This is a genomic window from Microbacterium sp. BE35, from assembly GCF_031457705.1.
GTDB classification, from domain to species: domain Bacteria; phylum Actinomycetota; class Actinomycetes; order Actinomycetales; family Microbacteriaceae; genus Microbacterium; species Microbacterium trichothecenolyticum.
In genome coordinates this window covers 451,479-463,512 of record NZ_JAVDXD010000002.1, presented here as the reverse complement: position 1 = coordinate 463,512, position 12,034 = coordinate 451,479, and the positions used below count along the sequence as shown (strand labels likewise).

Sequence of the window (12,034 nt, the reverse complement as noted above, 5' to 3'; positions counted from 1 at the left end):
TTCCTTTCTTCTTCGTTGAAGCCGAAGGGGCTGCGCGTCGGACGGGATGTCCAGTCACACCGACGCGCGTTCTAGGAGCGGGCAGTCGACCGTCACGGTTCCCGTGCCGGTCGACTGACCCGCGATCATGGCGGCGAGGAGATCCACGCCTTGGGCGCCCATCTGTCCGAAGGGCAGTGCGACCGTCGTCAGGCCCGGCCTCAGGTAGGCCGCGATGAGCTCCTGATTGTCGAACCCGATGACGGCAACATCTTGGGCAATGCGCAGACCACGTTCCTTGATCGCGTCGTATGCGCCCATGGCCATCCGGTCATTGGCGCAGAAGATCGCGGTAGGCGGGTCGGCGAGGTCGAGCAGGGCGGATGCCGCGACATACCCGCCGTCGGCGGTCGCGTGTCCGGAGATCTCAAGGCTCTCGTCGAGCGCGATCCCCGCCTCACTGAGCACTTCGTGATAGCCGACACGTCGGCCGACGGCTGCCGGGATTTCGGGGTCGAGGTTGACGAACCCGATGCGCCGGTGTCCGGCTGCGAGGAGGCGCTCGGTCGCGCGGCGACCGCCGACGCGCTCATCGGGGACGATCGCGGGGTATCGTCCTTCTGCGTCGTAGCAGTTGACGAGAACGGTGGGCACTTCGCGTGCGATCTCCGGGAGCTCGACCGCCCGGTGCCACGTCGCCGCGTAGAGCAGCCCTTCCACGCGCTGCTCCAGGAGCCGCTCGATCGCGGCGGTCTCGGCATCCCGGTCCGACTCCGTGGACGCGATGAGCAGGTACTTCTCGTCGGCGAACGCCCTATCCTGGGCGCCCTTGATGATGTCGACCGCGAACGGCGCCGTAACGATCTCGGTGACCAGCCCGTACCAGTCGCTGCGCTGCTGCGCGAGGGCGCGAGCCCCCGCGTTCGGCCGATATCCGAGTTCGGCAGCGGCCGCGAGTACCCGATCCCTCGTCTCGTCCGCCAATGACACCGAGTGCCGACCATTCAGGACCAGCGACACAGCAGTACGCGATACGCCGGCGTGCAGTGCGACGTCCTTCATGGTGACCGGCCGTCGAGTCGTCTTTGACATGAATGTGAATCTGCTCCCAATGAGGGGACTAACCCGAGTTAGTTCCGTGCGGGACGAGACTAACGCGAGTTAGTCAATAGGTCAAGTACGCAGCGACCGCTGCCTCACCCGACCGAGTCGGATCTCATGATCATCGGTGGCGAGGCTGTCTCGCCCGCCGCAGTCGCCGCCCAATCGGTCCGCGAGGGCATCGCACAGAACCGCGAGATTCCGCGCCGACACGGTCGGCCCGAAAGCCAGCCGACCGGAGTTTCGGCTCCCGTCGCCGCGTCCACCGCCCGCATCCCGCGGCGCGTCGCAATCGCTCAGATCGCGAGGTTCACGTCTCGCCGCCGGGTCACGTCATCGGCGTCGCGTCCTAGGTCGACGGACCGAGGATGAGCCGGGGCTCGACGAACCGCTCGCCGCCTGTCGCCGCGGGCTCGATGACGTTGTCGGCTGCCACCCGCCCCACGCCGGTCAGGTCGAGGTCGATCGTGGTGAGGCGCCGGAGCTTCTGGTCGAGGATGACTTCCTCCCAGTTATCGACGCCCACGACGGCGACGTCGTCCGGCACGTCCATCCCGGCGGTCTCGAGGGCGTCGAGCACCCCGAAGCCGATGTGGTCGTTGCCGCAGAACACGGCGTCGAACTCCGTACCCGACGACTGCAGCGCGCCGACGGCCTGCTCGCCCCACTCGCGCCGCCAGCTGCCGTAGAGGGTCGGCAGCGACGGCACGCCGGCCTCGGCGAGCGCGCGGCGGAAGCCCGCTTCGCGGCGTCGGACCGCGAGGTCGTCGGCATCCGCCGTGACATGGGCGATCCGTGTGCGGCCGAGCGAGAGCAGATGGCGCGCGGCCAGGTAGCCGGCGTGCTCGTTGTCGGGCACGAACACGGAATCATCGGGGTTGTCGGATGCCGCGAACGCGTATGTCACCGGAACCTCGAACTGGTGGGTGATGGACGGTGTGACCCGCCCGAAGCCTGCGCCGACGACGAGGAGCCCGTCGATGCGACGGTCGCGGAGGGTGCGGATGCTCTCGGTCATCTCGTGGTGGGCGTTGATGCGCCCGTCGAAGACCAGCGCGGCGCGCTCACGGCGGCCCAGTTCGAGGATCGCTCCCATGACGACGGCGCGGGAGAAGGTCGCCGTCGCCCGATGCGTGAGGAGGCCGACGGTTCGGCTGCGACCCGAGGCGAACGACAGCGCCAGCGCGTTCGGACGGAAGTCGAGCCGTTCGGCGGCCTCGCGCACGCGCGCCTTGGTCGCCGCAGACACGACGGGGCTGTCGTTGAGGGCCTTCGACGCCGTCGCCTTCGACACGCCTGCCACTGCGGCGACGTCGCTCAAGCGCACAGCGCGTTGCGTGACCATCTCGTGATCCTACTGACCCGGGGCCGCGAGCACGGGGATGCCCCGCATGCGGTCGGCACGCGCGGCGGAGGCCAGCTGCTCCTCGAGGAAGCCCGCCTGGCGCGGCCAGTGCCCGGCCCCGCCGCCCTCGTGCTCGTTGAACTCGAATGTCACCATTTCTTTCACGGATGCCGCGTACGCGTTGTACGCCGCGAACACCGTCGACGGTGGGCACACCGGGTCCTGCAGGCCGACAGAGAACAGTGCGGGCGCAGTCGCCCGCGCGGCGAAGTTCACGCCGTCGAAGTACGACAGGGTGCGGAACACCGCGTCGGTGCGGTCGCGGTGGATCGCCAGGTAGCGGGCGACCTCCTGGTAGGGCTCGCGCCCGGTCATCCCGACGGCGCGGCGGAAGTGGCAGAGGAAGGGGTAGTCCACGATCGCCGCCACGAGATCGTGGCGCAGTCCGGCGACGGCCAGCGCGATGCCGCCACCCTGGCTGCCGCCGGCGACGGCGACCGCGGAGGGGTCGATGCCCTCGAGACCGCGCACCGCGTCCACGCATCGGACGCCGTCGGTGAAGACCCTGCGGTAGTAGTAGGTCGCCGGATCTCCGATGCCGCGCGTCAGGAACCCCGGCACGCTCGGGTCCGACCCGTGGGGGTCGGCGGTGTCGGCGGCCGCCTGCCCGCGCGTGTCCATGACGATGTGGGCGAAGCCCGCGGCCGCCCAGGTGAGCCGCTGCTGCGGCATCCCTCTCCCGCCGCCGTACCCGAGGAACTCGACGACCGCGGGCAGGTCGGTGGCAACGCCCGCCGGGCGGAGGTACCAGGCCCGCACGGGATCGCCCGAGAACCCGGGGAAGGTGAGTTCGCGCGCCTCGACGGCGCGCAGCGGCACGTCGACGTCGGTGACGGTGACGCGGCCGCCGGCATCCCGTGCCTCTGCGATGGTCTGAGCCCAGAACCGGTCGAAGTCGTCGGGCTCTGCGACGTCCGGCCCGAAGCGGTGGAGCTCCTCTACCGGAAGATCGAACCTCGTCATCGGGACACCGCCACCGGGATGCCGACGGCCTGCCCTGCTTCGGCAGCGGCCAGTGCGGTCGCGGCGGCGCCGAAGGGGAGGTCGCGGATCAGCACCGGCGCTCCGGCGGCAAGCGAGTCGTTGCCCGCCACACCTACTGCCATGGCGCGGACGCCGTCGAGCCAGGTCGCGGCCTGCCCGAGCGGATCGGCCTCCGCTCCGAGGAGCAGGTCACGAAGCAGGGCGTCGTCGGCGCCGCCGTGTCCGCCGGCCGCGTGGGGGATCGCAACCTCACGCGCCGCGTCGAAGTGCCGCTGGACCACCAGGCGCTCGCCGACCGGGCGTCCGGTCTCGTCGGCGACCGATTCGGGGCGCGCGCTCGGGTCGACGACGTGCTGTCGCCCGGACCCGTCGAGCAGGATGGCGCCGCGCTCGACGACCGACAACTCGGCACGACCCGCCGTGCCGTTGACGGCGACGGTGTACCCCTCCCACGGGGAATGCGCGTTGAGCGCGTACGTCATGCTGGCACCCGTCGCGTAGTCGACGACGAGCGAGAGGTTGTCTTCGATGCTGATGCCCTCGTCGAACACGTCCCGGTCGCGCAGATACCCGTCATGCTGCTCCTGCTCGTAGTACAGCCCGCGCAGCACGTCGTGCTCGCGCAGGTCGAGCGCGAACGGATCCCGCCGGGCGGCGTCGACGGTGCCGCGCTCGGGCCTCTCCCCCAGCCCGCGTCGCGCGGCGTTCTGCGCTCCGTAGAAGCGGAGTCCGCCGCTGGCGAAGACGCGGACGGGCAGGTCGGCGATCCACCAGTTGACCAGGTCGAAGTGGTGCGACGACTTGTGGACGAGCAGACCGCCCGAGTTGTGCTTCTGCCGGTGCCAGCGACGGAAGTAGTCGGCACCGTGCGAGGTGTCGAGCAGCCACTCGAAGTGCACAGAGGTGACGTCGCCGATCTCGCCGCTCTCGATGACGCGCTTGAGCGCGGCGTTGCGCGGCGAGTACCGGTAGTTGAAGGTGACGGTCACCGCACCACCGGTGACCTGGACCGCCTCGGCGATGCGACGGACGCCGTCCGCGTCCGTGGTCAACGGCTTCTCCACCACCACATCGGCGCCGCCGTGGAGTGCGGCGACCACGAGGTCGGCGTGGGCGAAGTCGGGCGCGGTGACGATGACCCGGTCGATGTCCAGCCGGTCGACCGCGTCCGACAGCGCCGCCGCATCGATCCGGGTCGGTGCCGGCCGGCCGGCCGCGAGGACCTTCCGCTCGTTCCACTCCAGGCGCCCCGGGTTCGGATCGGCCCAGGCGACGAGCTCGGCGATGTCGGCGTAGGGTCCGCTCAGCGCCTCGATGTACATCTGCGCGCGGGCTCCGGTGCCGACGATCGCGTAACGGGTGGGTGCGGTCATTCAAGGTCTCCCTGTTCGTCTGATGAGGCGCTGCTGCGCGTGCAGTCGCGGGCGGGAACCGGCAGATCCACGCTCGTGTACGACGCTGCGCGATCGGGCGCGAGATACGGCACGTATGCGGCGACCCGGACATGCCCGGCATCGGTCGTCGTCTGCGCGGATCGCAGTTCGATCACCCTCGTCGCATGCGCGGGCACGCCGGACCGTTTCTCGTCTGCGAACGACGAGGTCGCGCGGAGATCCGACGCGAACTCCGAGGTGTTGCGCACCGAGACGAGGTACTGCACGCGATCGCCGACACAGCGCGCTGTGACGGATGCCTCGACCGCGGCATCGTCGCCTCTGACACGCTCGATCGCGATCGTGTAGGTCGTACTCGGCCGCCCGTCTGCCGATGCGACCACGGTCGCGGTGCCGGGAGCATCCGCCGGCTGCGTCACCTCGAGGCGGATGCCGTCGCCCGCGGTCGCGGTGATCACCGGCAAGGGTCCTCCGGCGAGCGCGGACGCCTCGTACGCGGTGCGCTCGGGCGCGAAGCCGTCGAGAGGCCGGCCGTCGACCTCGATGCCGCTGGCCTGAGCCGCGGGGACCGGCGCGACCGGCACGACCGGCAAGAACAGCGCTGCGTTCTTGCCGGAGCCGATCCCGCTGCCCCATTCGTAGAATCCCTCGCGGGTGCCGCCGTCGTTGTCGTTGACGAGGATCGAGAACGAGAAGGCGCCATCGGCGGGGTCGACACCGAGCACGTCCCAGGGCACCGTCAGGTCGTACGAGGTGGTCGTGCCGTCCCGCGTGATCGCGGCTGCGGCGTCGACGACACCGACGGGTGCGGTGTAGCGGTACACGCCCGCACCATCCGCGCCGAGGTACGCGCCCAGCTCGACCCGCGATGCGGGATCGGCACCGGGAAGGCCCCGGGCCACGGCGAACTGCAGGGAGTCGCCCGCCCACAGCCTGTCGATCGTCGCCGCGGCGGTGTGGTCCTGGTCCTGCACGTCAGCGCGCACGCGGAGCCCGTCCTCGCTCCACGACACGGTGAAGGTGCCGCCGAGGTCGTCGGCCGTCGCGACGGCTCCGCTGAGCGGCACGTACGTGCCGCGCTCTCTCCACTGCACCGGGGTGCCGTCCGACGGTGCCGCGGCGATCGGGGCCAACGCGGTCGTCCCCGCCAGCTTGCGCTCCTTCGACCCGGCGGAGGCGGTCACCGTGAACGGGTACGGCTGCCACGTGGCGACGTCGCCGAGGTCCAGCTGCAGTGCAGCCGTATCGCCTCCGGCGACCTGTACCGCCGGCTGTGTGCCGGATACCGAGCCCACCGTCCACGCGATGTCGTCGACCTCGGCCGTCGGCGCTCCGGCGAGGTTCTGCACGTTCAGCGCGAGAGCGGCGCCCTCCTCGTCGGCGACGGGACCGAGCGACAGCACGGGGTTCTCGACGACGGTCGTGATGTCGTCGACGAACGCGATGACCGCGTCGCCGCTGCGCACGGTGTACGCCACCGGGTGAGGGCCGAGCTCGCGCATCGATGCCAGCGTGACCGCGCCGGCCGCCTCCGCCGCTGCTCCGGTGAGCGTCGTGCCTGCGCCGACCGGTCCGAACACCGACACGTCCCCGGTGACTCCGAGCGTGGCGCGGTCGACCGTGACGCCGACGCTGGGTGCGCCGTCGAGCGGGACCTGGTCCGGCGTGTCGATGTGCACGGCGGGGTCGGCGACGCGGGTGGGCGTCGCGAGCGTGCCGGTCAGGTAGACGGGGTTCGCCCCGACGGTGACCTCGACGCGGCCGTTCGGCTGAGCGCGCCACGATCGGCCGTCTCCCTTGACGAGACGCGCGGTGCTCCCGGTGTCGGCCGCGAGGGTCACCGAGTCGCCTGTCGCCCACATCATCCGCAGCACGTCGCCCGCGGCATCCGTGTACTCCGCCACGATGGCGCCGTCGAGGCGCTGCAGGCCCGAGAGCTCGCGGCCGGCGGTCAGGCGGTTGAACACCGCGAGCGCGGGATAGGCCGGCTTCGGGGTGAGCGCCGTGCCGCCGTCGGTGGGCAGGCGCGAGATGCCGAAGTTGTGCTCCTGCTCGGCAGGATTGGCGCCCGAGTCGATCAGCTCGTAGTAGACGACGCGGTCGACACCCGCCGCTTCGAGCAGCGCCGCCGACCTCACGATGTAGGCGGCCTGCTGCAGTTCGGTGGTGCCCCCGGTGGTCGTCGTCCAGCCGTGCTCGCTGAGCCAGATCGGGATGCCGGAGCCCGGCGCGTACTGCTCGATCAAGGCGCGCAGCGTCCCGACGCCGGCTTCGGTGCGCCCTTCCGGCGCCACGGGGAAGTCGTACGTGTGGTAGCTGACGACGTCGAGGTGTTCGAGCGCGCCGAGGGCGAAGAGGTCCTCCATGAAGTCCCACTTGGCGCCGGCGCTGACGGGCCCCACGACGCGCGCACCCGGGGCGGCGGCGTGGATCGCCGCCGCCGCCGGCACGAGAAGGTCCATGTAGCAGGCGGCGGTCATGCCGCAGGCGCCGTTGTTGAAGGTGTGGTTGAACTCGTTGTAGATCTCGTAGTCCACGTCCGAGCCGTAGTGAGCCGCGGCGGCGGCGGCATAGTTCGCGAACGCCGCGATGCCCTCTGGCGAGCTCGGCGTCTTCCCGCCGTCGTACCAGCGACTGAAGTACGCCAGGATGACCAGCGGCCGCTCACCGCGGGCTTTCGCGTCGGCGAGCTGCGCATCGAAGTGCGCGGGGAACTGGTACACCCCGGGCGACGTCTCGATGGTGTCCCACGACGGTCCTTCGCGCAGCGTTCCCGCGCCGAGCGGGCCCATCAGGCTGTCGACCTGGTCGACGGAGTACCGGTTCACGTGGACGGCGAGGCCCACCGGATGATCTGCGGACGCCGCCTCCGCCGCTTCCTCGACGATGGCGAGCGTCGCGGTGCGCGTCGCCGCGACAGGCGCCGTCACCGACATCGTCACGGAGTAATAGCCGGCGGGGAGCGCGGTCAGATCGATGGATGCCTCGCCGTTCGCGACGACTTCCGCGCCGGAGTCGACGCGCTGCCCGGAGGAGGCACGGACGTCCCACGTGACGCTGCTCGCCAGCGTGGTCACGCCGATGTGCGCGTCGCCGACGCCGTAGACGAGGGCGGTGTCGGTGAAGGCCAGGGTTCCGGGCGGCGGGTCGTGCTCCTCGAACGACGGGTTGATCACGAGGTTGGCCTGGCTCGCCGGCGCGGTCATCCGCACGTCGTCGATCCACACCGTTCCCACGCCGCGCACCAGCAGCCGCATGACGAAGGTCATGCTGCCGAGCGGCTGGGTGTACGTCCACTCGAGCTTGGTCCAGTCGTTCGTGCCGGCGGGCAGCTCGACGCGCTGCGAGTGGTCGCCGCTGAGCACGAAGTACGCGGCGCCCGACGAGGAGAGGTCTTTCGTCTTCACCCACGCGCTCATCGCGTAGGTGGTGCCGCCGGTCGCACGGATGTTCTGGCGGAGATCGACGTAGCTGTTCGAGTAGGGGGACGCGTACTCGACTCGCGCCGCGGTCGCTCCGTCGTGGGAGACCGCGGTGTCAGCCGACACCACGAAGTCGGGCGTGCCCGAGACGTTGGTCGTCCAGCCTTCGAACGAGTCGGACTCGGTGAGGCTCGCCCGCGCCGGCGAGGAGGTGGCGAACAGGATGCCGACGACCAGGGCGAATGCCGTCAGCATCGCCGCGACGGGCGCGACAGTGCGCCGGTGCATGGGAGACATTTACTGATCCGATCCGGGTGACCGCCGTGGTCACCCCTTGATCGCGCCGGCCTGGCCGGCGCTGCGGAGGAACTGGCGCTGAAACATCAGGAACAGCGCGATGGGGATGATCACCGAGATGAACATGCCCGCCATGAGGAGACTCGTCGGAGCGGTGTCGCTGACGCGGTACAGCCCGACCGACAGCGGCTGCAGATCTGGCGAAGGCAGCACCAGCAGCGGCCAGAGGAATTCCTTCCACGAGCCGACGATCGTCAACAGCGACACCACGCCGATCACCGGGCGCGACATCGGCAGGACGATCGACCAGAACACGCGGAAGACCCCGGCGCCGTCGATCCGCGCCGCTTCGAACACGTCTCTCGGCAGCCGGTCGAAGAAGCGGGCCACCAGCAGCACGTTGAAGGCGCTGGCAGCGGTCGGCAGCCACACCGCCCAGTACGTGTTGACGAGATTGACGCCGATCAGCGGCACGTCGAGGATCGTCACGTACAGCGAGATCAGAGACACGACACCCGGGATGAAGAGTGTCGCGAGGACGCCGGCGTTGACGACTTTCGCGTACCGGGGCTTCAGAATCGAGATTCCGTAGCCGCCGGTGAGAGCGACCAGCAGCCCGAAGAACCAGCACCCCGCCGCCATCCAGACCGTGTTCAGTAGGTACTGGCCGATGCGGATCTGCGACCAGGCATCGGGCAGGTTCTGCCACTGGATGCCGCTCGGCCACCATTCGAACGGATACTTCAGGATGTCCTGGCTGGTCGACAGCGCCGCCTTGAACAGCCACAGCAACGGCCCGAACGACACGACGACCAGGCACGCGATGAGGACGACGGCGAGGATCCGCGTCGTGAGACGCACCGAACGCCGGGACCGGTCGAGCGCTGAGACGTTGCTGCGGTCCTCGGATTCCTCCGCCGCCTTCTGCTTGCCGATCGCGCGGACCGTGGTGGTCACGAAGGTCACGATTCGCTCCACTTCCGCGTCAGCCGCAGGTAGATCGCCGAGATCACGCTCAGGACGACGGCGAGCATCAGGCTCAGGGCCGTCGCCTTGCCGAAGTCGCCCGACAGGAACGCGTAGTTGTAGATGAGCATCAGGAGGGTCACCGTCCGGTTCTCGGGTCCGCCGCCGGTCATGACGAACGGGTCGGTGAAGACCTGCATGGTGCCGATGATCTGCAGCAGCAGCATGAGCAGGATGACGCTGCGCAGCTGGGGAAGCGTCACGTGCCAGGCGCGCTGGAGGATCGATGCGCCATCGACTTCGGCGGCGTCGTAGAGCTCCGCCTGGATCGACATGAGCGCCGCGAGGTAGATGATCGTCGCGGTGCCCGCCGTCGCCCAGGTCGCCTGGATGACGATGCTGGGCATGGCGAGCGCGGGGTCCTGAAGCCAGCCGATCGGGCCGAGTCCGAACCATCCGAGCACGGTGTTGAAGAGCCCGGAGGACGACGGGTCGTAGAACTGCTTCCAGAGGAGGACGCTCACCACCGGCGGGATGATGACCGGGAGATAGACGAGCACGCTCGAGATCTGCCGGCTCCGGCGAAGTTCCGCCATCACCATCGCCATCAGGATCGGAAGCGGAAACCCGATGAGCAGAGCCAGGACGGCGAACCAGACCGTGTTGCCGGCGGCGGTCCACAGCAACGGGTCTGCCAGCACGCGCTCGAAGTTGCGCAGGCCCACCCAGGACGGATCGTTGATGAGGTCCGTCTGCTGGAAGGCGAGGATGAGGCTCTTGAGGATCGGCCACCACGCGAAATAGCCGAACGTCAGCAGCAGCGGCAGGAACATGACGAGCGTCGGCACCCCGCCGTTGCGCACCCACGCGAGGAATCGCGCCGGAAGGCTCTTGCGGCTGCGTGGAGCGACGGGCGGCGGTACCGAGTCGGCAGCGGCCGCGTCGGCGGGCAGGCCGACGAAGGGCGGGGCGGTTGCGGTCACGGTGTCTCCCGTCGATGTTCTCGGGCTGGATGCGTCCGGTGGCCGCGACTGCCCGCGGCCACCGGACCGGATCATCCGGCGTCGACCAGGTCCTGGACCTGCGTCTGTGCGGACTCGAGCAGCTCGGCGAAGTCCGCGTCCTCGCGGGTCAGGACCGCCTGCACCACGGGATCGAGTGCCGCGTACAGCTCCTGGGCCTTCTTCGCCGGCTCGGGGACGATCGTCGCGGTCGCGAGGCTGTCGAGGTACGCCGTGTAGTTCTCTCGGGGCACGTTGATGTAGGGCTCGATCCAGCCGAGGTAGGTCTCGTACTGCTCGTCCGAGACGACCGGCACTTCGGGCAGACCCACCGGAAGGTCGTCGGCGACCTGCGCCTCGGCCCATGTGACGGCGGCCTCCTCGTCGACGTAGCGGTTCAGGAAGTAGAACTTCGTCCACTCCAGGGCCGCGCACAGCTGGTCGGGCGTGGCCTTCGGATTGAACCACTGGATGTTGCCGCCGCCGAGCACGCCCACGGGGTCGTCGCCGGTCGGGAACGGGGCGAGCCCGAAGTCCTCCTTCGGCATGCCGCGGCCGATCACCAGGCTGTTGTACAGGTTCGCGCCGTTGAGGCTCTGGCCGATGGAGCCGGCCGCGATGTCGTCGCGGATCGCGTTGTTGTCGTAGAGGAAGTTGGCGCCGGCCGCATCCTCCTCCCATCGCACGTCGTGCAGGAACTGCAGGCTGGCCTCCATGCCGGGGGTGTCGAGCGTGACGGTCGTGGTGTCGCCGTCGACCTCCTCGACGAGGTTGCCGTTCGAGTACGACATCGACGTCAGCAGCCAGCCGCCGGTGTTGGCGGTGGTCGGGATGATGAAGCCGGTCTGACCGGTCTCCTCCGAGATCGTGGCGGCGGCATCCAGCACCTCGTCCCACGTCGCGGGCGGGGCGTCGGGATCGAGGCCTGCCTCGGTGAAGAGCGCGCGATCGTAGATGAGACCCATCGTGTAGGCGGCCCGCACCACGCCGTAGGTGTGACCGTCGGCGTCCTCCGTGACGGCCTTCAGCTGCGGGTTCAACTGGCTCAGCACGTCGTCGTTCTCGACGTAAGTGGTGATGTCGGCGGCCTGGCCGCGCTCGATCAGCGACTGGATGTCGGTGAACGGGACCTGCAGGGTCGTCGGCAGCGTTCCGCCGACGAGGAGCGCGGGGAATGTGGAGACGTCGTACTTCGTCTCTTCGTCATCGATCGTGATGTTGGGGTGGTCGTCCTCGAACTGCGCGACCGCGTTCTCCCACGCCTCGAGGTTGGCCGTCTGGTCGGGCGTCGGTCGCTCCCCCACCGTGATCGTCACGTCGGCGTCCGGGTCGCATGCCACCGCCTCCGACGACGGCGTCGAAGTGGGCGCGGAGCCGCCCGCGCATCCGCTGACGAGCAGTCCCGTGACGGCGAAGCCCGTGACGAGCCCGCCCACGCGAACCCAGCGCTGGTGTGTCATTTGTCTCTACTCCCTCGTAGTTCGG

At 69.6% G+C, this 12,034-nt stretch carries 8 protein-coding genes; all 8 read right to left on the bottom strand.

Annotated elements, in window-relative coordinates:
* Window positions 1–54: 54 nt before the first annotated feature.
* The 8 genes from J2Y46_RS08340 to J2Y46_RS08305 all read right to left on the bottom strand — a co-directional run bounded on the left by J2Y46_RS08340 (window position 55) and on the right by J2Y46_RS08305 (window position 12,009).
* Entirely contained in the window at window positions 55–1,071 is a 1,017-nt protein-coding gene (locus tag J2Y46_RS08340) for a LacI family DNA-binding transcriptional regulator (RefSeq protein ID WP_310241577.1), read from the bottom strand.
* A gap of 358 nt (window positions 1,072–1,429) precedes the next feature.
* The gene (locus J2Y46_RS08335; protein WP_045297162.1) at window positions 1,430–2,425 is read right to left on the bottom strand and encodes a LacI family DNA-binding transcriptional regulator; all 996 of its coding nucleotides are present in this window, start codon (window positions 2,423–2,425) and stop codon (window positions 1,430–1,432) included.
* Between the two features lie 9 nt (window positions 2,426–2,434).
* Window positions 2,435–3,448 carry an acetylxylan esterase gene (locus J2Y46_RS08330; protein WP_310241574.1) on the bottom strand — a complete coding sequence of 338 codons (1,014 nt, stop codon included), beginning with the start codon at window positions 3,446–3,448 and terminating at the stop codon, window positions 2,435–2,437.
* Window positions 3,445–4,842: a Gfo/Idh/MocA family oxidoreductase gene (locus J2Y46_RS08325; protein WP_310241572.1), complete on the bottom strand. Its 1,398-nt coding sequence runs from the start codon at window positions 4,840–4,842 to the stop codon at window positions 3,445–3,447. Before J2Y46_RS08325 ends, J2Y46_RS08330 begins: the two co-directional genes overlap by 4 nt.
* Entirely contained in the window at window positions 4,839–8,582 is a 3,744-nt protein-coding gene (locus J2Y46_RS08320) for a hypothetical protein (protein WP_310241570.1), read from the bottom strand. Before J2Y46_RS08320 ends, J2Y46_RS08325 begins: the two co-directional genes overlap by 4 nt.
* A 30-nt stretch (window positions 8,583–8,612) precedes the next feature.
* On the bottom strand, window positions 8,613–9,548 hold the full coding sequence (locus J2Y46_RS08315) for a carbohydrate ABC transporter permease (RefSeq protein WP_245619508.1): 936 nt from the start codon (window positions 9,546–9,548) through the stop codon (window positions 8,613–8,615).
* Window positions 9,545–10,531 carry a sugar ABC transporter permease gene (locus J2Y46_RS08310; RefSeq protein WP_310241569.1) on the bottom strand — a complete coding sequence of 329 codons (987 nt, stop codon included), beginning with the start codon at window positions 10,529–10,531 and terminating at the stop codon, window positions 9,545–9,547. Before J2Y46_RS08310 ends, J2Y46_RS08315 begins: the two co-directional genes overlap by 4 nt.
* Window positions 10,532–10,602: 71 nt before the next feature.
* A complete protein-coding gene (locus J2Y46_RS08305; RefSeq protein ID WP_310241568.1) occupies window positions 10,603–12,009 on the bottom strand; it encodes an extracellular solute-binding protein in 1,407 nt (468 codons plus the stop codon).
* Window positions 12,010–12,034 lie beyond the last annotated feature (25 nt).

What these genes read in the sequence shown, in the direction of transcription:
- J2Y46_RS08340 (WP_310241577.1), bottom strand. Translation starts at nt 1,071, where the DNA reads ATGTCAAAGACGACTCGACGGCCGGTCACCATGAAGGACGTCGCACTG.
- J2Y46_RS08335 (WP_045297162.1), bottom strand. Translation starts at nt 2,425, where the DNA reads ATGGTCACGCAACGCGCTGTGCGCTTGAGCGACGTCGCCGCAGTGGCA.
- J2Y46_RS08330 (WP_310241574.1), bottom strand. Translation starts at nt 3,448, where the DNA reads ATGACGAGGTTCGATCTTCCGGTAGAGGAGCTCCACCGCTTCGGGCCG.
- J2Y46_RS08325 (WP_310241572.1), bottom strand. Translation starts at nt 4,842, where the DNA reads ATGACCGCACCCACCCGTTACGCGATCGTCGGCACCGGAGCCCGCGCG.
- J2Y46_RS08320 (WP_310241570.1), bottom strand. Translation starts at nt 8,582, where the DNA reads ATGTCTCCCATGCACCGGCGCACTGTCGCGCCCGTCGCGGCGATGCTG.
- J2Y46_RS08305 (WP_310241568.1), bottom strand. Translation starts at nt 12,009, where the DNA reads ATGACACACCAGCGCTGGGTTCGCGTGGGCGGGCTCGTCACGGGCTTC.